At 69.3% G+C, this 23839-nt stretch carries 19 protein-coding genes; 11 read left to right on the top strand and 8 right to left on the bottom strand.

The features are described 5' to 3' along the window. Positions 1–7: 7 nt before the first annotated feature. From ABUE11_RS00375 to ABUE11_RS00365, 3 genes are all read left to right on the top strand, one after another. On the top strand, positions 8–289 hold the full coding sequence (locus tag ABUE11_RS00375; RefSeq protein ID WP_367066955.1) for a YkgJ family cysteine cluster protein: 282 nt from the start codon (positions 8–10) through the stop codon (positions 287–289). A gap of 32 nt (positions 290–321) precedes the next feature. Next, on the top strand, positions 322–930 hold the full coding sequence (gene gstA, locus ABUE11_RS00370; RefSeq protein ID WP_367066953.1) for a glutathione transferase GstA: 609 nt from the start codon (positions 322–324) through the stop codon (positions 928–930). A gap of 79 nt (positions 931–1009) precedes the next feature. Next, positions 1010–2122, top strand: a complete 1113-nt coding sequence (locus ABUE11_RS00365; protein ID WP_367066952.1) for an alkene reductase — start codon at positions 1010–1012, stop codon at positions 2120–2122. Here ABUE11_RS00365 and ABUE11_RS00360 read toward each other — a convergent pair whose 3' ends face one another. Beyond that, positions 2123–3955: a histidine kinase gene (locus ABUE11_RS00360; protein ID WP_367066951.1), complete on the bottom strand. Its 1833-nt coding sequence runs from the start codon at positions 3953–3955 to the stop codon at positions 2123–2125. It lies immediately after the preceding gene. 63 nt (positions 3956–4018) lie between these two features. On the opposite strand from ABUE11_RS00360, the gene ABUE11_RS00355 reads away from it, so the two are divergent. After that, positions 4019–4777: a response regulator transcription factor gene (locus ABUE11_RS00355; protein ID WP_367066949.1), complete on the top strand. Its 759-nt coding sequence runs from the start codon at positions 4019–4021 to the stop codon at positions 4775–4777. Here ABUE11_RS00355 and ABUE11_RS00350 read toward each other — a convergent pair. The 7 genes from ABUE11_RS00350 to ABUE11_RS00320 all read right to left on the bottom strand — a co-directional run bounded on the left by ABUE11_RS00350 (position 4734) and on the right by ABUE11_RS00320 (position 14429). Further along, complete coding sequence (locus ABUE11_RS00350; RefSeq protein WP_367066947.1) at positions 4734–7064, bottom strand: HAD-IC family P-type ATPase; 2331 nt, start codon at positions 7062–7064, stop codon at positions 4734–4736. The genes ABUE11_RS00355 and ABUE11_RS00350 overlap by 44 nt on opposite strands. Before the next feature lie 34 nt (positions 7065–7098). Continuing rightward, complete coding sequence (locus ABUE11_RS00345) at positions 7099–7641, bottom strand: quinol:electron acceptor oxidoreductase subunit ActD (RefSeq protein ID WP_367066946.1); 543 nt, start codon at positions 7639–7641, stop codon at positions 7099–7101. A gap of 34 nt (positions 7642–7675) precedes the next feature. After that, entirely contained in the window at positions 7676–8491 is an 816-nt protein-coding gene (locus ABUE11_RS00340) for a 3-hydroxybutyrate dehydrogenase (protein ID WP_367066945.1), read from the bottom strand. 72 nt (positions 8492–8563) lie between these two features. Beyond that, entirely contained in the window at positions 8564–9718 is a 1155-nt protein-coding gene (locus ABUE11_RS00335; protein WP_367066943.1) for a patatin-like phospholipase family protein, read from the bottom strand. 33 nt (positions 9719–9751) lie between these two features. Then, a complete protein-coding gene (locus ABUE11_RS00330; RefSeq protein ID WP_367066941.1) occupies positions 9752–10300 on the bottom strand; it encodes a hypothetical protein in 549 nt (182 codons plus the stop codon). A gap of 131 nt (positions 10301–10431) precedes the next feature. Then, positions 10432–12087, bottom strand: coding sequence for a methyl-accepting chemotaxis protein (locus ABUE11_RS00325; protein WP_367066939.1), 1656 nt, complete (start codon positions 12085–12087; stop codon positions 10432–10434). Between the two features lie 125 nt (positions 12088–12212). Next, positions 12213–14429: a heavy metal translocating P-type ATPase gene (locus tag ABUE11_RS00320; RefSeq protein ID WP_367066938.1), complete on the bottom strand. Its 2217-nt coding sequence runs from the start codon at positions 14427–14429 to the stop codon at positions 12213–12215. Positions 14430–14571: 142 nt separating this feature from the next. On the opposite strand from ABUE11_RS00320, the gene ABUE11_RS00315 reads away from it, so the two are divergent. The 7 genes from ABUE11_RS00315 (at position 14572) to ABUE11_RS00285 (ending at position 23653) form a co-directional block, all read left to right on the top strand. Then, on the top strand, positions 14572–14769 hold the full coding sequence (locus ABUE11_RS00315; RefSeq protein WP_367066937.1) for a cation transporter: 198 nt from the start codon (positions 14572–14574) through the stop codon (positions 14767–14769). Further along, on the top strand, positions 14766–15194 hold the full coding sequence (cueR, locus tag ABUE11_RS00310; RefSeq protein WP_367066935.1) for a Cu(I)-responsive transcriptional regulator: 429 nt from the start codon (positions 14766–14768) through the stop codon (positions 15192–15194). Before ABUE11_RS00315 ends, cueR begins: the two co-directional genes overlap by 4 nt. 479 nt (positions 15195–15673) lie before the next feature. Next, complete coding sequence (locus ABUE11_RS00305; protein ID WP_367066933.1) at positions 15674–17281, top strand: class I SAM-dependent DNA methyltransferase; 1608 nt, start codon at positions 15674–15676, stop codon at positions 17279–17281. Further along, complete coding sequence (locus tag ABUE11_RS00300) at positions 17278–18420, top strand: restriction endonuclease subunit S (protein ID WP_367066931.1); 1143 nt, start codon at positions 17278–17280, stop codon at positions 18418–18420. Before ABUE11_RS00305 ends, ABUE11_RS00300 begins: the two co-directional genes overlap by 4 nt. A 225-nt stretch (positions 18421–18645) precedes the next feature. Next, positions 18646–18918, top strand: a complete 273-nt coding sequence (locus ABUE11_RS00295) for a helix-turn-helix transcriptional regulator (RefSeq protein WP_367066929.1) — start codon at positions 18646–18648, stop codon at positions 18916–18918. After that, positions 18915–20186, top strand: a complete 1272-nt coding sequence (locus tag ABUE11_RS00290) for a HipA domain-containing protein (RefSeq protein WP_367066927.1) — start codon at positions 18915–18917, stop codon at positions 20184–20186. Before ABUE11_RS00295 ends, ABUE11_RS00290 begins: the two co-directional genes overlap by 4 nt. Further along, on the top strand, positions 20183–23653 hold the full coding sequence (locus tag ABUE11_RS00285; protein ID WP_367066926.1) for a DEAD/DEAH box helicase family protein: 3471 nt from the start codon (positions 20183–20185) through the stop codon (positions 23651–23653). Before ABUE11_RS00290 ends, ABUE11_RS00285 begins: the two co-directional genes overlap by 4 nt. Positions 23654–23839: the final 186 nt, after the last annotated feature.

Genomic DNA, 23839 nt, shown 5'->3' with positions numbered 1-23839 from the left:
CCTCCCCATGGATTGCCGCCCGCGCTGCGGCGCCTGCTGCACCGCGCCGTCGATCAGCAGCCCCATACCCGGCATGCCCCAGGGCAAGCCCGCGGGCGTGCCCTGCGTGCAGCTGGACGAGGATTTGCGCTGCCGCATCTTTGGCCACCCTGACCGGCCCGCGGTATGCGCCTCGCTCCGGCCCCACCCGTCGATGTGCGGCGGCTCGCGCCAGCAAGCCATGGACATGCTCACGCGGCTCGAGCGCATGACCGCCCCCCGGGGTGCAAAGGCGGCGCACAAGGCATAGCATTGGAGCCTCATCAACGAGGACCCCCGACCATGAAGCTGTACTACTCCACCGGCGCCTGCTCCCTGGCTCCCCATATCGTGCTGCACGAGGCCGCCCTGGCCCATGAACCCGTGCTGGCCAGCACCAAGACGCACAAGCTGCCTGACGGCACCGACTTCTACAGCATCAACCCGCTGGGCTATGTGCCGGTGCTGGAGCTGGACGACGGCACGCGTCTGCGCGAATGCCAGGCCATATTGCAGTACCTGGCCGATCAGGCACCGCAGAAGAACTTGGCACCGGCCAACGGCACGCTGGCGCGCTACCGTCTGCAGGAGTGGCTGAGCTTCATCAGTTCCGAGGTACACAAGGGCTTCGGTCCACTGTGGGTGCCGACAACGCCCGAGGACTACAAGCCCGTGGTCCAGCAGCGTGTGCTGGCACGCCTGCAATGGCTCGACGGCGAACTCGCGAACAGGCAGTACCTGATGGGCGACCAGTTCAGCGTGGCCGACGCCTACCTGTTCACCGTCAGCAATTGGGCGCAATATGTGGGCCCGGACATTTCGGAACTGAAGAACTTGGCCGCCTACCGCGCGCGCATCGCCGCCCGCCCGGCAGTGCAGGCCGCCATGAAGGCAGAAGGCCTGCTCAAGTAGGCGCCATCGGCCAAGTGCCGCGACACCTCTGTTTCACGTGAAACAGGGTGATTTCGACCATTTCCACGGGCCTCGCAACATGACTTCCCTGTTCGACCCCATCCAGGCTGGCGACCTGCATCTGGCCAATCGCATCGCGATGGCGCCGCTCACGCGCAACCGCTCTCCCCAGGCCATTCCGCAGGACATCACCGCCACCTACTACGCCCAGCGCGCCGGTGCCGGTCTCTTGATCACCGAGGGCACGGCCATCAGCCCGCAGGCCCAGGGCTACTCCGATGTGCCCGGCCTGTACGGCAGCGAGCAGCTCGACGGCTGGAAGAAGGTCACGCGCGCCGTGCACGCGGCCGGCGGAAAGATCGTCACGCAGCTGTGGCATGTGGGGCGGGTGTCGCATTCCCTGCTGCAACCGGGCCGGGCCGCACCCGTGGCGCCCTCGGCCGTGCAGGCCCATGCCAAGACCTATGTCGTGGATTCGGACAGCGGCACGGGGCAGTTCGTGCACACCTGCATGCCGCGGGCGCTCGAGGTGCAGGAGCTCCCGGGCATTGTGCGCACCTTCGCCACCGCCGCGCGCAACGCGGTGCAGACGGCCGGCTTCGACGGCGTGGAGCTCCATGGTGCCAACGGCTATCTGCTGGACCAGTTCCTCAAGGACGGCGCCAACCACCGCACGGACGACTATGGCGGCACCATCCCGCGCCGCACCCGCTTCATGCTCGAGGTCGTGCGCGCCGTGGCGGACGCCATCGGCGGCGGTCGCGTGGGCGTTCGTTTGTCTCCCGTCACGCCGGCCAACGACATTCACGACAGCCACCCCCAGCCGCTGTTCGAGTACCTGGCGCGCCACCTGGCGCCGCTGTCCCTCGCCTACATCCACGTCATCGAGGGTTCGACGGGTGGCCCGCGCGAGGTCGAGGGCCGGCCCTTCGACTACGCCGCCTTCAAGGCCGCCTACCGCGACGCCGGCGGGCGCGGCGCCTGGATGGTCAACAACGGCTACGACCGCGACATGGCCCAGCAGGCCGTGGCCAGCGGCCAGGCCGACATGGTGGCCTTCGGCCGCGCCTTCATCTCCAACCCCGACCTCGTGACCCGCCTGCGGCGCAACGCGGAGCTCAACGCCTGGGACCGCGCCACCTTCTACGGCGGCGGCGAGAAGGGCTACATCGATTATCCGAGCCTGGACTGATCAGGCCGCAAACCGCAGCCGCACCCGGCATCCCTGGCCGGGCGCGCTGTCCAGCGCCAACTGCGCACCGATCTGCTGCGCCTGCTCGCGCAGGCCCTGCAGGCCATAGTGGCCCGGCGGCACGGCCGCGGGGTCGAACCCCCGGCCATCGTCGGTCAGCGTCAGGCGCCAGCACATGTCCGCGTCGGCATCGCCCCCCTCCTCGGGCTGCAGGCTGAGCGCGAGCGTGCTCGCCCCCGCATGCCGGCGCACATTGCGCAGCAGCTCGCGCACCATGTTCAGCACCGTGGCGGCGCGCTCGCTCACAAGATCCGCGCTCGCCGGGTCCACAAGCGCCCGGACATGCACGCCGCTGTCCTCGGAAAACCTGTGCAGCAGGGCCTGCAGCGCGGGCCCCAGGCCGCTGTCGTGCACTTCGCTGTCGCGCATCTGGCCTATGACCGCGCGCGCCTCGGCCAGGCCGTCGGCGGCCAGCTTCTCGGCGTCGCGCAGCTCGGCGTCAAGCCGTTCGCGGCTCCACTGCGCACCGAGCTTGCGCATCAGGCGCACCTGCGTGAGCAGCGCCATGAGCGACTGCGCCAGCGTGTCGTGCAGGCCGCGCGCCAGGCGCAGGCGCTCGCGCGTGACGGCGGCGCGCCGTGCGTCCTGGGCCAGCCGCTCGATATGGGCGGTGCGTGCCGCCACGCGCATGTCGAGCTCGGCATTGAGCCGCGTCAGCGCCGCCTTCTCCTCCTGCCAATGGCCGATGAGCTGCGCCAGCGTCACGCCTATGCCATGCACCTCGTCGCGCCCCGCGGGTAGGTCCACGGCATCGCGCGTGCCGGCACGCACCGCCCTGGCCTGCTCGGCGAGCAGGTTGAGCCGACGCAGCAGCCGGCGCGCCACCAGCACGGCCGCCAGCGCCGCCAGCAGGCCCACGGCGAGCACGCCGACGAGCACGGCGCGATGCGTCTGGCGCGCGGGCGCGAGCGCCTGGCGCGCATCCTCGCGCACCCACAGCCGCCAGGATGCGGCCGCGAAGCCCGCGTCCTGCGCCTCCTCGTAGGCGCCGGGGGCATCGGAGCGCGCCACCAGATAGTGCCCGCCCTCGGCCAGATCGGCGTCGGCCGCCAGGCCCTGCAGCGCCGGCGGCCCGGCCAGCACCCGCCCGCCCGCCCCCGTGAGCAGCAGCTCCATGGGCAGGCCGCCGCCGATGGCACGCAGCCTCGCATCGAGCTCGGCCTGCAGCCACAGCCAGGGCAGTTGCGCGACCAGCACGCCCGCGGCGCCGCCCCCCTCGCGCACCAGCGGAACGGCCAGCACCAGCGCATCGACCCTGTCCTCGCCCTGGCCGCGGTGCAGCACCACCAGCGGATTGCGCCGGGCGCGCGCAAGCCAGGGCTGACCCTGCAGCGCCCGGGCCTGCGGCCAGGGCCCCGTGGCGGCAAGCCAGCGGTCCGTCGCATCGAGCACCCCTATCCAGCCGAGCTCGGGCTGCTGCACCTGCAGGGCCTGCAGGCGCAGCAGCAGCGCGGCCGGCGTATCACCCGGAGACAGGGCCCATTGCGCGGCCGTGGCGCGCATCGCGGCCAGGCGCGTCTGCAGCTGGGCCAGCAACGCGTCGGCCGTCTGGTTGGCGGTCTGCTGCAGGCGCGCGCGTGCGCTCATGGCCACATGGCGCTCGGCCTCGCTCGCGGCCCATTCGGCGGCCACCACGGCGCCCGCGACAACAAGGGCAAACATGGCCCAGCCCAGCGCCGCGGCGAAATGTCGCCAGGGGTTCAGGCGCTGCCACCAGTGCTCGCGCGGCGGCCCCTTCGGTGAATCGTGCTGCTGGGGTAAGCTGGTGCGCATGCGGATCACGCCTCATTCGATCGGGCCATTGTGCGGCAGCGCCGCGGCGGGAGTGCCGCGGCCATGAATGCGCCCAACGCCGGCGGCATGGCCGCCCCGTCGCTGCGGCTGCTGATCGTCGATGACCAGCCCATCATCCGCCGCGGCCTGGCGCTGATGCTCGGCGCCGAGCCCGGCATCGAGGTCGTGGGCCAGGCCGGCGATGGCCAGGAGGCGCTGGACCTGGCGCTGACGCTCGCGCCCGACGTGGTGCTCATGGACCTGCAGATGCCGCGCCTGGGCGGCGTGGCAGCCACGCGCGAGCTCACCGCGCGGCTGCCGCACACGCATGTGGTGGTGCTGACCACGTTCGACGACGACGAGCTCGTGTTCGAGGCCATACAGGCCGGCGCCCAGGCCTATCTGCTCAAGGACGCGGCCGAGGAGCTCGTGCTCGAGACCGTGCGCGCCGTGCACCGCGGCGAATCGCGCCTGTCGCCCACCGTGGCGCGCAAGCTGCTGCAGCAGTTTCGCGACCTGGCCGCGGGATGGGCGGCCGCACCGGGCGCGGCGCCGGCCCGCGGCGGCGATCGCGCCACGCCCCCCGACGAGGCCCTGAGCGACAGGGAGGAGCAGGTGCTGGCCCTGCTGGCCGAGGGCCTGTCCAACCGGCAGATCGCGGCCCGCGTCTTTCTGGCCGAGGGCACGGTCAAGAACTACGTCAGCCGCATCATGGAAAAGCTCCATGCCCGCAACCGCACTGAGCTCGCCGTGCGAAGCGCGGCGCGGCGCGGCCCCGTCACAGCCCCAGGCGGGCACTCGCCAGACGGCGCAGGCCATTGAGCGCCGGCGCCAGCAGCGCCGACGCGGCCAACACGCCCAGCACCACGGCGCCAGGCAGGGGCGCGGTGATCGCGCCGCCCAGTGCCACGCCCACGCCTATGAGCAGGTCCGCCACGCTGGCCGCGACGAGCCAGCGGCCCGGGGGCGTCTCCCAGAGCCAGCCACGCACGCGGATCGCGTAGATCGTCGCCTGACCGGCACAGACCAGGGTCAGAAAGGCCAGCGTCATGAGGGCCTCGGGCGCCAGGTGCAGCCAGAACGCGCCGGCCGCGAGCACGCCCAGGGCAAACAGCAGCTGCGCCAGGCCCAGCACCACCGCCACCGCCGTGAGCGCGCCAATGCGCCAGACATTGGGCAGGCGCGCGGGCGTGACGCGGTCCGTCGTGAGGGCCATGGACAGCAGGTCGCCCACCACGAGCAGCACGATCATGAGCAGGGGGCTCAGAATCGCCTGCCCCGTCATCATGAAGCCCGCGGCGATGAACAGCACCGTCGCCACCTTCTTGATGATGGAGTTGAGCGCATAGGTCTGCACGCGCCCGAACGTGCGCCGCCCCTCCTCGATGGCGCTCATGATGCCGCCCAGGCCCGGCTCGGTCAGCACCAGCCCGGCCGCGGCCTTGGCCACATCGGTGGCCTGGGCGACGGCGATGCCCATGTGCGCCTGGCGCAGGGCCGGCGCGTCGTTGGCGCCGTCGCCGCACATGCCCACCGTATGGCCCGCAGCCTGCAGGCCCTGCACCAGCCGGTATTTGTCCTGCGGCAGCACGCCGGCGAGCACGGCGCAGCGCTCGGGCCGCGCCATGGCCGCCGCATCGTCGGGCGTGCAGACCGGCCCCTCTATGCCCACCCTGCGCGCCACCGCGGCCGCCGTGGCCGGTGCATCTCCCGTCACCATGAGCACGCGCACGCCATGGTCGTGCAGGCGCGCGACGATCTGCGCGGCATCCTCGCGCGGCGGGTCGCCAAGCGCGACCAGGCCCGCCATGCGGCCGCCCGCGCCGTCCTGCAGCGCCACCGCCAGCACCCGGTGGCCCTGGGCCTCGAGCGCCTCGGCCGCGCGGCTCTGCCCTTCCGCGCTGCCCACGGCCGCGGCAATGGTCGCAAACGCGCCCTTCATGACGCGCATCTCGCGCCCCTGGGCATCGACCACGCGTGCCTGGGCGCGCCGGGTCTGGGGGTCGAAGGCCTGGAAGTCCAGCCGCCTGGGCCAGGGCACAGACGGCCCGGCGGCCGCGCGTATGGCGGCGTCCACGGGGTCGCTGCCGCCGTCCGAGCTGGCCAGCGCCGCAAGGGCCAGCAGGCGCGCCTCGTCAAAGCCGTCGAAGGGCTGCACGCGCGCCACCTGCAGCGCGTTGCGCGTGAGCGTGCCGGTCTTGTCCGAGCACAGCAGGTCCATGCTGCCCGCCTCGTCCAGCGCCGACAGCCGCGTAGCCAGCACGCCACGCCCGGCCAGCGCATGGGCCGACAGCGCCGCCGCCATCGTGAACGTCGCGGGCAGCGAGACGGGAATGGAGGCCAGGAACGCCGTGAGCACCAGCGGCTCTATGGCCCGCAGGCCCAGCCCCTGGTGCCAGGCATACAGCACCAGCAGCGCGATCACGGCGCCGTTGAACAGCGCCAGGTTGCGCACCACATGCAGCACGGCCTTCTGCTGCGTGCCCTGCGCATGGGCCGATCGCACCAGCTCGGCGGTGCGGCCAAAGCGCGTGCGCTCGCCCGTGGCCGTCACCAGCGCCTCGGCCTCGCCGCGGCAGACCAGCGCGCCGGCATGGGCGCTCGCGCCCGCGCCCAGGTCCACGGGCACCGATTCGCCCGTCAGCATGGACTGGTCGAGCAGCACATCCCCCGTGGTCAGCCGTGCGTCGGCCGGCACCACGGCGCCCAGCGACAGCTTGACCAGGTCGCCCGGCACCAGCTCGCGCGCGGGCAGCGTGACCCAGGCGCCGTCGCGCCGCACCGAGGCGTTGAGCGCCAGGCGCGATCTGAGCGCCGCCAGCGCCTGCTGCGCCCGCCCCTCCTGGGCCAGCGCCACCACGGCGTTGAGCAGCACCAGCGCGGCGATGATGGCCGCCTCGGCCTGCTTGCCCAGCGCCAGCTCGAGCAGCACGGCAGCCTCGAGCATCCACGGCACGGGCGCCCAGAGCTTGCCCAGGGCGCGGCGCGCCAGGCCCTCGCGCGGCTGGGCGATCTCGTTGGGGCCCACGCGCGCCAGCGCCTCGCGGGCCTGGGACATGCTCAGGCCGGTGCCGGCGCCGGCGCTGTCGGTCGATGGCGCGGTCTGCATGGCGCGGGGTCGGACAAGATGGTCGAACGGGCCGTCACTTCAGGGCCTGGTCCTCGATGTCGCTGCCGCCGGCCTCGGCCAGCAGCGCGCGGATGCGCGCCACGTCCTGCTCCTGCGCGTGCACGCTGACCAGGAACTGGTCGGCCTTGAGCGCGGTGTCGTAGCGCAGCACGGTATTGCGCGGCAGTCCCAGGGCCATGAGCGCGCCCGTCAGGGCCGAGGCCCCGCCCGCGAGCACCGCGCCCTCTATCCCGCCGACGATGCTCGAGGTCAGCGGCCCCAGCACCACCATGGGCCCGACCGCGGGCACGAAGAAGAAGCCCGAGCCCAGCAGCAGCCCCGCGAGGCCGCCCCAGAAGGCGCCCCATTTGCCGTAGAACAGCGCACGCTCGCCGACGTTGAAATAGCCCAGGGGCTGCTCCTCGCTGTGGTAGTTGCGCCCCACGACCGAGATGGCGGACAGCGGCACGCCGCCGGCATCGAGCCGGCGCACGCAGGCATCCGCCAGCGCATGGGTGGAGAACAGGGCCACGACGATGTGGCTGGCCGCGGCGGTCTGGAGTCCGGATTCGCTCATGACATGCCTCCTTGCGCGGGAAACGGGACCGCCCTCACTGCATGAACCAGCCATGGCTGACGACCAGCGACTGGCCCGTGAGCGCATTGCTCGGCCAGGCCGCAAAGGTCAGCGCCGCCTGGGCCACATCGTCCACGGTGGTGAACTCGCCGTCCACCGTGTCCCTGAGCATCACGTTGCGGATCACCTCCTCCTCGCTGATGCCGAGCTCCTGCGCCTGCTCGGGAATCTGCTTTTCCACGAGCGGCGTGCGCACGAAGCCGGGGCAGATGACGTTGCTGCGGATGTTGCAGGCCGCGCCCTCCTTGGCGATGACCTTGGCCAGGCCCTCCAGGCCATGCTTGGCCGTGACATAGGGCGCCTTGAGCCTGGAGGCCTCCTTGGAATGCACCGAGCCCATGAAGATGATGCTGCCCCCGCGCCCCGAGGCCATCATCTGGCGCATGGCCGCGCGCGCGGTCAGAAAGCCGCCATCGAGGTGCACGGCCAGCAGCCGCTTCCAATCTCCGAAGCGGAAGTCCTGCAGCGGCGCGACGATCTGTATGCCGGCGTTGCTCACCAGGATGTCCACGGCGCCGAGCCGCTGCTGCGCCAGCGCAAAGCCCATGTCCACGGACTCCTCGTCGGTCACGTCCATCGCAACGGCCAGGGTCCTGGCGCCCTTGGCGCCGATGGCGTCGGCCGTGGCCTGGGCGTCGGCAAGCCGGAGATCGGCAATCACCACGCTCGCGCCCGCATCGGCGAAGACCTCGGCAATGCGTTTGCCCAGACCGCTGGCCGCCCCCGTGACCAGCGCCGTCCTGCCCGCGAGGCTGAGCCTTGTGCCCGCATGAACTTCCGCGTTGTGCATGATGACCTCCATTGCAAGTAAAAACCATTGCCAGCCCTTGTCCATCAAGCGCCAGCAGCTATCAAATCAATATCACTTCCGGCGCACGACGCGGGCCACGCTGGCGTCGGGCCGGTAGTCGAGCACGCGAAACTCACCGGGACGCGCCGGGCCGCTCTGCGCCAGCAGCCGCAGCGAGGCCGCCATGTCGGCCTCGCCCGCGGCCCAATGCTCGACCATGGACAGGCGCGAGAACTCGTAATCCTTGGTCTGCGTCTCGTAGGGCTTGCGCCGGTGGATCACGTGCACCAGCGTGATCGGCGGATCGCTGGTGTCGGCCAGCAGCGCCTGCACGGCCGCGCTATGGCGCTGCGCCGGCGGCACATGCTCGGCCAGCGCGCGCAGGCGCCGGTGCAGCGCGTGGCGCTCGCGCACATGGTCGCTCACCATGCGCGTGCGGCTCGAGTACTGGATGTCCTTCTGCCGCTCGGCCACATCGGCGAGCGTGTGCGGCAAGGCACCGCGCGCGCCAAACAAATCCACCTGGAACAGGTTCACGGGCCGGTCGGCCGCGCCGTCGAGGTGGCGCATCACATGCGCCAGCGGCGTGTTCGACACCAGGCCCCCGTCCCAGTACCAGCGCCCGTCCACGGGCACGGCGGCAAAGCCCGGCGGCAGCGCGCCGCTGGCCATGATGTGTTCGGGGCCGATGCGCTCGACCCGGTTGTCGAAATAGGTGAAGTTGCCGCTCTGCACATCGACGGCGCCCACCGAGAAGCGCATGGGCCCATCGTTGAGCAGGTCAAAGTCCACGAGCTCGAGCAGCGTCTCGCGCAGCGGCGTCGTGTCGTACAGGCTCTCGGGCGGCTGCGGCCACCAGGCCCAGGGCGGGCGCGGCCGGAAGAAGCCCGGCACGCCCTGCCAGGCGCCCAGCAGCGCCATGGCGTTGTCCCACCAGCCGCGCATCGCGCCGAGATGCTCGCCCGCCGAGGGCGAGGGCAGCAGCGCGAGGCTGACCTGCTCCCAGAACGCATGCAGCCGCTGCACGCGCCGCTGCGGCGGGTTGCCCGCGATCAGCGCCGCGTTGATCGAGCCGATCGAGATGCCCGTCACCCAGTCCAGCGGCTCGGGCCAGGCCGACAAGGCCTCATACGCGCCGGCCTGGTAGGCGCCGAGCGCGCCGCCGCCCTGCAGCACGAGCGCGTTGATCGAGCGGCCCTCGCGCTGCGCCTTGGTGTGGACTGCCATGGTGGCTGCTCCTCATGCCCTGCGCGCGCCCGGTCAGATGGCCCAGTGGAAGTTGGCGTCCAGCCCCTTGGGGCCTACATGGACCATGCGCGTGAGCATGTCGTTCTTGTAGCTGGCCGTGATGCGGTACTCACCCTGTGGCAGCTGCACATAGGTCATGGGACCGGCGTCCTTGAGGCGCAGCACGGCGCGGCCGTTCCTGTCGAAGATCTTGAGCTTCACGTCCGCGACGAACTCGTTGTTCGAGCGGTCGGAGAAGGTCATGCGCAGCGGCCAGTGGTGCGCATCCTTGTGCATGCGCGCCTGCTCGTCCTTGCCGATGCCGCCATTGAGGTACACGGTGCCGGGCACGAGCTCGAACACCGTCACATCCTCCTCCACCGCCACAGGCTGGTCGGCCCTGGGTTGGTCGGCCTTGGCCTGGCCGCCTCCGTTGGCCGGCGCTGCGGCCGCCGGGCCCGCGGCCGAAGCCGCGGCCGCGCCGGCCGCCCAGGCCGGCAGCGCCACCGCGCCCCCCATGGCCATGACCAATGCCAGCGTGGCACCGCGTGCCAGGGTGATATGCATTGCGCGTGCGTTCATGATCGACTCCTTGTCCCGCTCACCAGCGGGCATGGAGCACACGATAGGACCGCGAGGCGCCGGCGCACAGTGCCAAAGGTCACAACCCGGCGTGACCTGCGCCATCGGCCGGGGGCCGATTCAGAGCCGATTCAGGCCCGGCCCAGGCGCAGCATGGGCGTGTCGGCCGCGAGCGCGGCGCGCGGCCGCATGGCATGGGCGGGCAGGTCGGCGGCCTGCGGCCCATCGGCCAGCCTGAACTGCTGCACCGCCTGCGACAGACGCCGGGCCTGCTCATGCAGCGACTCGGCGGCCGCGGCCGATTCCTCCACGAGCGCGGCGTTCTGCTGCGTCATGCGGTCGATCTCGGCCACCGCGGCATTCATCTCGCCAATGCCCGTGGCCTGCTCGGTGGCGGCCGAATGGATCTCGCCGATCATGTCGGTCACGCGCTGCACGCTGGTGACGATCTCCTGCATGGCCGCGCCCGCGTCCTCGACATGGCGCACGCCGCCATCGACGGCGCGCACGCTGGACTGGATCAGGCCCTTGATCTCGCTGGCCGCGCCGGCGCTGCGCTGGGCCAGCTGGCGCACCTCGCCAGCAACCACGGCAAAGCCGCGCCCCTGCTCGCCCGCGCGCGCGGCCTCCACGGCGGCGTTGAGCGCGAGGATGTTGGTCTGGAAGGCGATGGAGTCGATCAGGCCGATGATGTCGCCAATCCTGCGGCTGGTGCTCTCGATCTCGTGCATGCTGGCCACGGCCTGCTGCACCACCTGTCCGCCGCGCATGGCCTGGCCCGAGGCCGATGCCACGAGCTGGTTCGCCACCTGCGAGGACGATGCCGTCTGCTGCACCGTGGCCGTGAGCTGCGACAGCGAGGCCACGGCCTGCTGGGCGTGACTCGCGGTCTGCTCGGTGCGCGCCGACAGGTCCTGGTTGCCCGTGGCGATCTCCTGGCTGGCCACGGTGATGCTGCCGCCGGCATCGCGCACCTGGGCCACCATGGCCGACAGGTTGCCCTGCATCTCCAGCAGCGCGCGCTGCAGTTCCGCCACCTCGTCGCGGCCATCGACGCGCATGCGCTGCGACAGATCGCCGCCCGCAATCGACTGCGCGAGCGCGCGCGCGGCCTCGAGCGGCCGGCAGATGGACACCATGTTCAGCAACGTGAGCGGCACCACCACCACCACGGTGATGAGCACGGCCAGGCCGAACAGCCAGCGCGTCTGCGCCGCGATGTGCTCCTGGTGCGCGATGGCCTCGTCCACCTCGGCGACCAGCGCCTTGTCCAGCGCCTGGAGCTTTTCCGCCGCGGCATCGAACTGCGCCACGGCGCGCGTGCTCATGCGGTTGGCCACGGTGGCCGAGTCGTAACCGCCCAGCTCCAGCTGGCGCGCCACATGGGCGAACTGGTCGCGGTAGGCGTCCAGCGCGGTGGCAATGTCGCGCGCCAGGGCCAGTTCCTCCTGCAGCGGCAGACGCCCAATGCCCGCCGCCGCGGCCTTGGCGCCGTCCAGCGCCGCCAGCCAGCGCTGGTGCGCGGCGCGCACGGCGTCGGGCTTCTCGTAGTGGATGATCATGTCCTTCTCGGCCTGGCGGACCTGCCCCATCCCGCCGCGCAGCTCACCGAGCAGGCGCATGGCCGCATGGGGCTGTGCAATGAAGTCCTGGCTGGCCCCATGGATGCGGAACATGCCCAGCATGCCCGCCCCGCCCAGCAGGGCCAGCAGCGACAGCACCACCGCAATCGCGCCGAGCATGCGCACGCGAATCGAGAACCAGCGCATGAGCGCGTAAATCGTCATTACCGTCTTCCTTTGTCTTCTGTGGCGGCGCTCCACGGGCGCCACGCGTAAATATGCAACAAAGTGCTGCAATCTACCAGCAATGGAAAGACATTTTGTTGACAATTATTGCTTGTGGAGATTACTTACTTGACGCGCCAGCGCTTGAGCAGCAGCGCATTCGTCATCACGCTCACCGAGCTCAGCGCCATGGCCGCGCCGGCCACCACGGGGTTCAGATAGCCCAGGGCCGCCAGCGGAATGCCGGCCACGTTGTAGGCAAAGGCCCAGAACAGGTTCTGCCGGATCTTGGCCACGGTGCGGTGCGAGATGTCCAGCGCCGCCGCCACCAGGGCCGGGTCTCCACGCATCAGCGTGATGCCGGCCGCGTGCATGGCCACGTCCGTGCCATTGCCCATGGCCATGCCCACGTCGGCCGCGGCCAGCGCCGGCGCGTCGTTCACGCCGTCGCCCACCATGGACACGATCTGGCCGTCCTTCTTCAACGCCATCACCGCCGCGGCCTTGTCGCCGGGCAGCACCTCGGCCATGACCTCGCCGGCGGCCGGGTCCAGCCCCAGGCGGCGCGCCATGGCCTCTGCCGCGCCGCGGTTGTCGCCCGAGATCATCACGCAGCGCACGCCCTGGGCCTTGAGCGCAGCCAGCGCCTCGCGCGCGCCGGGCTTGGGTTCGTCGCCAAAGGCCAGCAGGGCGCGCGCAGCCAAACCATCCGTGACGCGCTCGGCCACGGCCGAGACGGTGGCGCCCTGCCCCTGCAGCACGGCGGCTTCCGTTGCCAGCGCGCCCAGCTCCACGCCCAGCTCCTGCATCCAGCGCAGGCTGCCCACGAGATAGCTGCGCCCCGCGACCTCGCCCTCGGTGCCGCGGCCGGGCACGGCGCGCACGCCCTCGGGCTGGGCCACGCTCAGGCCGCGCGCCTGGGCCGCGGCCACCACGGCGCGCGCGAGCGGGTGCTCGCTGCCGCTCTGCACGGCGGCCACGGCGGCCAGCAGCGCCGGCTCATCCACGCCCGGCGCGACCTGCAGGCCCGTCAGGCGCGGCCGGCCCACGGTCAGCGTGCCGGTCTTGTCGAAGGCCACGGTGCTCACGCGGTGCGCCAGCTCCAGCGCCTCGGCGTCCTTGATCAGAATGCCGTGCCTGGCCGCCACACCCGTGCCGGCCATGATGGCCGCGGGCGTGGCCAGGCCCAGCGCGCAGGGGCAGGCGATGACCAGCACCGCCACGGCGCGTATCAGCGCCGTCTCGAGTCCCACGCCGGCCCAGAGCCAGGCCAGCAGCGTGACGAGCGCGATCGCCATCACCGTGGGCACGAACACGGCCGACACCTTGTCCACCAGGCGCTGTATCGGCGCCTTGGCGGCCTGCGCCTCCTCCACCAGGCGGATGATGCGCGCGAGCACCGTCTCGCCGCCCACGGCCGTGACCTGCATCACGATGCGCCCGTCGCCGTTGATCGAGCCGCCCGTGAGCTGCCCGCCGGCCTCGCGCGGCACGGGCAGGGGCTCGCCCGTCAGCATGGACTCGTCCACCTGCGTCTGGCCCTCCTGCACCAGGCCGTCCACCGGAATGCGCTCGCCCGGGCGCACCACAAGGCGGTCGCCGGCCATGACCTCGGCGATCGGCACATCCACCTCGCCGTCACGGCCCAGCAGATGCGCCACCTCGGGGCGCAGCGCGTGCAGCGCGCGGATGGCCTCCGTGGTCTGGCGCTTGGCACGGGCCTCCAGCCACTTGCCCAGCAGCACCAGCGTGATGACCACGGCCGAGGCCTCGAAGTACAGATGCGGCGCATGGCCCGGCGCGGCGGTGAGCCAGAGCCACAGCGACAGGCCATAGCCCGCGCTCGTGCCCAGGGCCACCAGCAGATCCATGTTGCCGGTCAGCGCGCGCGCCGCATGCCAGCCCGCCTTGTAGAAGCGCGCGCCTAGCCAGAACTGCACCGGCGTGGCCAGCAGCCACTGCGCCCAGGCCGGCAGCATCCAGTGCCGGCCGAACAGGTCGCCCAGCATGGGCAGCACCAGCGGCATGGAGAGCACCAGGCCCACGGCCACGGGCAGAAAGCCCGCCCAGGGGCCCTGGGCGTCCTGCTCGGCCTCCTGCTCGGCCAGGCTGCGCGGCTCGTAGCCCGCGTTGCGCACGGCGCGGCGCGCGAGCTGCTCCATGTCGGCGCGACCCGCGTCGAACGTCAGGTGCACGGACTCGGTCGCCAGATTCACCGCCGCGTCCTGCACACCGGGCACCTTGCGCAGTGCGCGCTCCACCCGGGCCACGCAGCTCGCGCAGGTCATGCCGCCCACGCCCAGGTCGAGCTGGCCGGCGGGGGTTGCGTTCAAGGAAGTCATGCTGTGCCTTCGTTCGTTCATGGGAGATGGGGGCTAGGCTAAACCCTGCCATCATGTCAAAGTCAAGCCCCGGCCCACGCTTGACTTTGACACCGTGTCAGGGTTCAAGATAGCGCCATTCATCACCCCCAGGAGCATCAGCATGCAATACCAATTCACCGTCGAAGGCATGACCTGCGGCCACTGCGAGCGCGCCGTGGTTCACGCCGTGCGCGAGGTCGACACCGAGGCCGTCGTCAAGGTCGACCTGGCCACCAAGCAGGTCAGCGTGGAGAGCGACAAGGCACGCGAAGTCATCGCCAACGCCATTACCGAAGAAGGCTACAAGGTCGCCGCATGACGCCCGCCGCCGCGCAGCACTGGCCCGTGTCGATAGGCACGGCCGCAGAGCGCGCCGGCGTTTCCGCGCGCATGGTGCGCCACTACGAGGGCCTGGGCCTGCTCGCCGGCGTGGCGCGCACCGACAGCGGCTACCGCCAATACACCGAGGCCGACGTGCACACCCTGCGCTTCATCCGCCGCGCGCGCGACCTGGGCTTTTCCATGGACGAGATCGCCCAGCTGCTCGGCCTGTGGCAGGACAAGGCGCGCGCGAGCAGCCAGGTCAAGCAGATCGCGCAAAGACACATCGCCAACTTGAGCGAACGCATCGCCGCCATGCAGGCCATGCAGCGCAGCCTGCAGGCACTCGTCGGCTGCTGCCACGGCGACGAGCGGCCCGACTGCCCCATCCTCGACGACCTGGCCGGGCCGCCAGCCTTCTGAAGCTATTTTTTATAGCTGGTCGCGCTTGCCTGGCAAGGCCTGCAGGCCAAAAAATTCCATACTTCACCGCCGTTCCTGCGCAAGAACGTCACCCCGGACTCCGATCCGGGGCCGGAATCCAGAACCCTCGCCGCCCCCACCGCTTGCAATCCGGCCCACGCCAGAATGACGCGGCATCGCCCACCCTGTGGACAAGGTTGCGAAATGCGCTGGCACAACCCGGCCCTTGTCCACAGGCACGAGGCCCGCGCGCCGTTTGTCCCCATTTCCGCCATGGCCGGCGCCCCGCCCCATCCCCATGCTTGCGGGCCACGCAAGCCATTGATCTTCAAGAGCATTGCGGGCTTGTCCACAGCCTGGGGCGGGGCCTACTACTACTATCAATCTTCAATAGAACTACCAAGACAATAAAGATAGGGGGCAGGGCCAGCGTGGCAGACTTGCGGGCTTTCCTCCTCCCAAACCCCCTGCCTCCCCACATGCTCACCGGCGACCTGCGCAACAAAGTGGATCAAATCTGGAATGCCTTCTGGTCCGGCGGCATCGCCAACCCCATCGAAGTCATAGAGCAGATCACCTACCTGCTCTTTCTGCGCGCGCTCGACAGCGACCAGACGCGCGAAGACAACAAGGCCCTGCGCCTCAAGACCCAGCCCGTGCGCCTGATACCCGCAGGCGTGGACGCGCAAGAGCGCCCGCACGACAACATGCGCTGGTCGCGCTTCAAGAACATGGCCCCGGCCGAGATGTTCGATGTGCTCAGCAACCAGGTCTTCCCCTTCCTGCGCGGGCTGCAGGCCTCGGGCGGCCCAGCGGCTGAAAGCGCCTTTGCGCACCACATGCAGGGTGCCCGCTTCACCATCCCCACGCCCAACCTACTGGCCAAGGTGGTGGACTTGCTCGACACCATTCCCATGGAGGACCGCGACACCAAGGGCGACCTGTACGAATACATGCTCGGCAAGATCGCCGCCGCCGGGCAAAACGGCCAGTTCCGCACCCCGCGCCACATCATTGATTTGATGGTGGCTCTCACGGCCCCCACACCGCAAGACACCATTTGCGACCCAGCCTCGGGCACCTGCGGCTTCCTCGTGGCTGCAGGCGAATACCTGCGCCGCACCTACCCCGACATGCTGCGCGTGCCCGCGCAAAACCAGCACTTCCACAGCGGCATGTTCCACGGCTACGACTTTGACAACACCATGCTGCGCATCGGCAGCATGAACATGCTGCTGCACGGCGTGGAACACCCCGCCATCGAGTACCGCGACTCGCTGGCCCAGGGTGCGGCGGGCGATGCCGAGGCCTACAGCCTCATCCTGGCCAACCCACCCTTTGCGGGCAGCCTGGACATTGAGACCACCGCCAAGGACTTGCAGCAAACCGTCAAAACCAAGAAGACCGAGCTGCTGTTTCTGGCCCTGTTCCTGCGCCTGCTCAAGACCGGCGGGCGCGCGGCCGTCATCGTGCCCGACGGCGTGCTGTTTGGCTCCAGCCGCGCCCACAAGGAGCTGCGCCGCAAGCTGGTGGAAGAGCAAAAGCTCGACGCCGTCATCAGCCTGCCCGGCGGCGTGTTCAAGCCCTACGCGGGTGTCAGCACCGCCATCCTGCTCTTCACCAAAACCATGAGCGGCGGCACCGACCACGTGTGGTTCTACGACATGCAGGCCGACGGCTGGAGCCTGGACGACAAACGCCAGCCGCTGCTGGATTCAAGCCTTTTGGGCATCCAGCCCGTGCTGGACAAGCGCGAGCAGCTATCAGAAGAAGAGCACGCCAAGAACAACCTGCCCGACATCCTGGCGCGCTGGCGCTCCCTGCATTCACACCCTCTCCCTCTGGGAGAGGGCAGGGGTGAGGGCTCCCCCAGCCCCGAACGCGACCGCCCCCGCACCGCGCAAAGCTTTTGCGTGCCCAAGGCGGAAATCGAGGCCAATGGCTATGACCTGAGCATCAACCGCTACAAGGAAGTGGTGCACGAGGTGGTAGCGCACCGCCCGCCCGGCGAGATACTGGCCGAGCTGCGCGCGCTGGAGGGGGAGATAGCGCGGGGGATGGGGGTGTTGGAGAACCTGCTGGCATGAACAAGCTCTTCAAATCCGATCAGTGGACTTCCCATCCTCTTATTGAGGTGGCCACATTGCAACGTGGCTATGACCTACCCGTTCAAGACCGGAATGTAGGTTCGTTCCCCATCTTTGCTGCCAACGGCCCCGTGGGTTTTCATGACACTGCGAAATGCAAAGGCCCCGGAGTCGTCACAGGTCGCAGCGGCACGATTGGAAAGGTCCAATTCGTTGAAGGTGACTACTGGCCGTTAAACACCTCTTTGTACGTAACTGATTTCCACGGAAATCACCCTAAATGGGTTTACTACATGCTGCAGTCATTTGGACTGGAGAAATATGCACAAGGGGCAGGAGTTCCCACACTCAACCGCAACTTAGTTCATCACGAGCCTGTGCGTGTTCCCCCGCTGGAAGAACAACGCCGCATCGCCGCCATTCTCGACCAGGCCGAAACCCTGCGCACCCAACGCCGCAGCGCCCTGGCCCTGCTCGACAGCCTCACCCAGTCCCTCTTTCTTGAGATGTTTGGGGACCCGGTGGCAAATCCGAAGGGGTGGGGCATGTCAACGATTGGCGATCTGGCCGAAGTACAAGGGGGCCTGCAAGTCACCAGCGCCCGTAAGAACCTGCCTGTTGAGGTGCCTTATCTGCGGGTTGCGAATGTGTACCGTGGAGTGCTTGACCTTTCAGAGATCAAAACCATTCGCGCAACGCCAGCGGAGATGCAGCGGACGACGCTGGTGAATAACGATCTGCTGGTCGTCGAAGGCCACGGCAACCCCAACGAAATCGGACGAGCTGCGCTATGGAACGGGGAAATCGAGCAGTGCGTTCACCAGAACCACCTTATCCGTGCGCGCTTTGACTGCACAAAAGTTGAGCCGGTTTTCGCCAGCGAGTACGTGAATTCACCGGGAGGGCGGCAACATCTGCTTCGGGCAGGTAAGTCAACTTCGGGCCTCAACACGATCAGCGTTTCAAACGTGCGAGAAACACCGATTGCACTCCCCCCCCTCCCCCTCCAACAATCCTTCGCCACCCGCATCGCCGCCATCGAAGCCCTCAAGGCCACCCACCGCCGCGCCCTGGCCGCGCTCGATGAACTGTTTGCCTCGCTGCAGCAGCGGGCGTTTGCCGGGGCGCTTTCAACCTAGAAACAGCAGCCATTTGCAGCGGCCCCTGAATTTGCCCCTACAAGAGCAATTCGTACCAGATTTGCCCCAAATTCGATCAATTTGACCCTATGAGAGCGCCCAGACTCAGCGTTGCGCTGTGATTCACTGTGCCGCACGGTGCGCCGCAGAATTCTGTTCTTTCAAGAGCAATTTTCTGGACTTCAGGCCAATAGACCTCCAAAATGTCCCGCCAAGGACACTTTTATGCACCTCACCACCGAGTCACTCCCCGCCCTGGCCGCTCGGCTGATGGCCGAGCGCAAGCGCCAGAAGCTCTCGCGCGAGCAAGCGGCCGCCGTGTGCAATGTCAGCACCTCGTTCATCCGCGATGCGGAAAGCGATCCTGCGCGCTGCTCTCTGGGCAAGCTGCTGCTGCTGATGCGCGGCCTGGGCCTGGGCCTGCAGGCCGAGGGCTGGTCGGATGAGCCGCCGCCTGCCCAGGTGGTGGCGGTGGGCGCAGGGCCGGGCCCCGCATGATCCGCCTGCGCGTCTGGGCGAATGCCCGGCCCATGGGCTGGTTTGGCCACGCGGCGGGCGAGTTCTTCTTCGAGTACGACCCGCAATGGCTGGAGCAGCCGGGTGGCTATGTGCTGGCGCCGCACTTTGCGCTCTCGCCGCAGCGCTTCCAGGGTGTGCTGGTGCGCAATTTCTTTGAAAACCTGCTGCCCGAGGGCCAGGTGCTGGAGGATGTGCTGGCGGCCATCCAGTTGCGCGATGCCTCGCCGTTCGACGTGCTGGGCGCGCTGGGCCGGGAACTGCCGGGCGTGCTCAGCCTGTTGCCCGACAACCAGGTGCGCGCGCAGCAGCAGGCTTACGAGCCGCTGCCGCTGGCCGCATTGAGCCAGCGCATCGCTGCGCGCGAGCAGGTGCCGCTGCTGGTGGCCAACGAGCGGGCCACCATGTCACTGGCCGGAGCGCAGGACAAGGTGGGCCTGCGTTTTGACAGTCGAAAGAAGCGGCTGTGGGACAGCGTGGGGCAGTCGCCCACCACGCACATCCTCAAGCCCGACACGCGCCAGCAGCGCTACACACCCAGCGCCATCAACGAATACGCCTGCATGACGCTGGCGCGCGCCCTCAAGCTGCCCGTGCCCAAGGTGTGGCTGCTGCGGGTGCCCGAGGCGGCCTATGTGGTCGAGCGCTACGACCGCCAAGTGCCCGCGCACGGGGACATCGCATGCCTGCACCAGATGGATGGCTGCCAGTTGCTCGGGCATGGCGCGGCCTGGAAGTACCAGCGCAGCGGCGCGCTGGTCAGCCTGGAGAAGCTGGCCCATGCCCTGCGCGCGCTGGGAGTACGCGGCAAGGACATGCTGGCCTTTCAGCGCTGGGTGATGTTCAACTACCTCATCGGCAATGCCGACGCGCACGCAAAAAACCTCTCGGTGCTGATCGACGGCGGACGGCCTGGCTACCGGCTGGCGCCTTTCTACGACTTGGTCTGTGTGCGCGCCTATGGCGACACGGGGCTGGCACTTTTCATTGGCGACGAGGACAGGTTCGACGCCGTGGGCCTGCATTCCTGGGAGGCCTTCTGCCAGGACTGCGGCTTTGCCACGCGGGAGACTCTGATGGAATTGCAGGCCATGGCCACGGCCCTGCTCCCGGCCTGGGACAAGGTGCGCGCGCATATCGACAGGCACAACCAGCCCACCGACGCGGAACGCGCCGTGCTGGAAAAGATGACGGCAGTGTTCCGGCTGCACCAGGGCCATGTGATGTCCATGCTGGGAGGGAATGGATGACGATCAGCAACTTCACCTTTCTGCAACCCGACTGGCCCGCCCTGCTGATGGAGGCCCGCCGCGCCGAGGCCGCCGCCCATGCCGACCCACGCACCGCCTGCTTCTACGCCCGGCGCACGCTGGAGCTGGCCGTGGCCTGGCTCTACCGGGCCGAGGGCGGCAAGGACGGTAGCCTGCGCCTGCCGTACAAGGTGGATTTGTCGGCGCTGCTGTTCGAGCCCAGCTTTCAGCAGCTGGTGGGGCCAGCGGTACACGCCAAGATGGATGTGATTCGCCGCCTGGGCAACAAGGCGGTGCACGATGCGCGCCCCGTGGCCGCGCAGGATGCGCTGGCCGCCCTGCGCGAGCTGTTCCACGTGGCCTTCTGGCTGGCGCAGCACTATGCGCGGCGGGTGAGCGACCGCCCTGCGGCGGGGCTGCAGTTTCGCGCGGACCTGCTGCCACCGCCTGCCAGCACGGCAGCGGCGCAAGAGCAAGCCGCCAGCCGCGCCGCCCAGGTGGCGGCGCAAGAGGTACTGGCCAAGCAAGCCCAGGCCCTGGCAGAGCGCGACGCGGCCCTGCGCGAAGCCGCCGCACGCAATGCAGCGCTGGATGCCGAACTGGCCCAGTACCGCGCCGAGATCGCCGCCGCCAAGGCAGCCAACGCCGCACAGCCCGCGACCGAGCACGACTACAACGAGGCCGCCACGCGCGACCTGTTCATCGACCTGCTGCTCAAGGAAGCGGGCTGGACACTTTCTGACGCCCGCGACCGCGAATTTGAGGTGCGGGGCATGCCCAGCGCCACGGGCAATGGCCAAGGCAAGGGCTTTGTCGATTACGTGCTGTGGAGTGGCGAAATTCCCCTGGCCATCGTCGAAGCCAAGCGCAGCCGCCGCAGTGCCAAAGAGGGCGAGCAGCAGGCCCGCCTGTATGCCGATTGCCTGGAGAAAAGCACCGGCCACCGCCCCGTGATCTATGGCAGCAACGGCTACGAGCATTGGCTGTGGGACGACACCACCAGCGCGCCGCGCCCGGTGCAGGGCTTTCACACCAAAGACGAGCTGGAGCTGATGGCCCAGCGGCGCACCTGCCGCAAGCCCCTGGCCAGCCTGTCGATTGCGCCCGGCATCGTGGAGCGCCACTACCAGCAGCGCGCCATTCGCCGCGTGGCCGAGGCCTTCGAGCGCGAGCACCAGCGCAAGGCGCTGCTGGTGATGGCCACGGGCGCGGGCAAGACGCGCACGGTGATTGCGCTGGTCGATCTGCTGATGCGCGCCGGCTGGGTCAAGCGCGTGCTGTTTCTGGCCGACCGCGTGGCGCTGGTGAACCAGGCCGTGAATGCCTTCAAGGCGCATTTGCCCGATGCGGCGCCCGTGAACCTGGTGACCGACCGCACCACCGAGGGGCGCGTGTACGTCAGCACCTACCCGACGATGATGGGGCTGATCAACGAGAGTGCCGCCGAAGGCCAGCGCCGCTTTGGCGTAGGCCACTTTGACCTGATCGTGGTGGACGAAGCGCACCGCTCCATCTACCAGAAGTACCGCGCCATCTTTGCCTACTTCGACGCGCTGCTGGTGGGCCTGACGGCCACGCCCAAGGACGAGATCGACCGCAACACCTACGGTCTTTTCGGGCTGGAGAGCGGCGTGCCCACCGACGCCTACGGCCTGGACGACGCGATTGCCGAGGGCTACCTGGCGCCGCCGCGCGCCATCTCGGTGCCGCTCAAGTTCCAGCGCGAGGGCATTCGCTACGCCGACCTGAGCGAGGCGGAAAAAGAGCAGTGGGATGCGCTGGAATGGGACGAAGAAGGCAGCGAGCCCCCCGATGCCGTGAGTGCCGACGCAGTGAACCAGTGGCTGTTCAACCAGGACACGGCGGACAAGATGCTGGCCCTGCTGATGGCGCGCGGCCACAAGGTGGCGGGCGGCGACCGGCTGGGCAAGACCATCATCTTTGCCCGCAACCAGCCGCACGCGGAGTTCATCGCCGAACGCTTCAACGCCAACTACCCCGAGTACCGGGGCGATTTCGCGCGCATCATCACCTTCCAGACCGAACACGCGCAGTCGCTCATCGACGCCTTTGCGCGCAAGGACAGCGCGCCGCACATCGCCATCTCGGTGGACATGCTGGACACCGGCATCGACGTGCCCGAGGTGGTCAACCTGGTGTTCTTCAAGATCGTGCGCTCCAAGGCCAAGTTCTGGCAGATGCTCGGGCGCGGCACGCGGCTGTGCCCGGATCTGTTCGGGCCCGGGCAGGACAAGCGCGACTTCTTCATCTTCGACTTCTGCCAGAACCTGGAGTTTTTCAGCCAGAACCTGGAGGGCAGCGAGGGCGCGCTGGCCCAGCCACTGTCGCAGCGCCTGTTCAATGCGCGGCTGGAGCTCCTGGGCCTGCTGGATCGGCGCCTGGCCGCAAGCGCAGTCGCCGAGGCCACGCCCCCCGCCTACGCGCTGACCGAGCAAGCCATGCGCAGCGACATCGCCGCGCTGCTGCAGGGTGTGGTGGCGGGCATGTCGCTCACCAACTTCGTCGTGCGCCCGCAGCGCCGCTGGGTCGAGACCTGGGCCCAGGCCGACGCCTGGCAGCGGCCCACGCCCGAGCAGCTGGCCGAGGTGGCCGAGCACCTCTCCGGCCTGCCCAGCAGCGTGCGCGACGACGACGAGGACGCCAAGCGCTTTGACGCCCTGCTGCTGGGCACGCAGCTGGCCCTGCTGCGCGCCGAGCCCGCGCTGGCGCGCCTGCAGACGCGCGTGCAACAGCTGGCCAATGCGCTGCTGGAGCTGGCCCACCTGCCCAGCGTGCGCGAGCACCTGGTGCTGATCGAGTCCGTGGCCGGCGACGAGTGGTGGCAGGGCGTGACCCTCAGCATGCTGGAGCAGGCGCGGCGCAGGCTGCGCGGCCTCATCAGGCTCATCGAGAAATCCGGCCGCAAGCCGGTCTATACCGACTTTGCCGACGCGCTGGGCGAGGCCACCGAGGTCGATCTGCCCCTGGTGGCGGGCGCCGTGGACTTCGAGCGCTTTCGCGCCAAGGCGCGCGCCTTTCTGCGCGCCCACGACGACCGGCTGGCGCTGCACAGACTGCGGCGCAACCTGCCGCTGACGGCCACGGACCTGGCCGAACTGGAGGCTCTGCTCCATGAAGCGGGTGGCAGCGACGGCGACATCGCCCGCGCGCGCCAGCTGCACACCAGCCTGGCGGCCTTCATCCGCTCCCTGGTCGGCCTGGACCGCGAGGCCGCCAGCGCCGCCTTTGCCAGCCTCATCGCCCCCGGCACGGCCAGCGCCAGCCAATTGCAGTTCATCGACGAGATCGTGCAGCACCTGACCGAGCATGGCGCCATGCCGGCCGAGCGCCTGTACCGCTCGCCTTTCACCGACATCCACGCCCAGGGGCCCGATGGAGTGTTCGAGGAAGCCAAGGTGGAGCAGCTGTTCCAGGCGCTCGAACAGCTGGAGCTCAGGCAGGCGTGAGAGTCTGTGAGCATTCCAGGCCCATCACAGGTGCGCCGCATGGGCGTGGTGGTGGAATCTGGATCCCCGCCTTCGCGGGGATGACGGGCTTCGCGCAGCTCGCGTGCGCTGGAGGGATGAATCGATGGATAACGTCGCAAACTCAATATTTTTATAGCTGACTGCGCTTGCCTGACGCAGGCTACC

It is taken from the genome of Oryzisolibacter sp. LB2S (assembly GCF_040732315.1).
Lineage (GTDB): Bacteria > Pseudomonadota > Gammaproteobacteria > Burkholderiales > Burkholderiaceae_C > Alicycliphilus > Alicycliphilus soli.
This window is presented reverse-complemented; position numbering and strand designations above follow the sequence as displayed.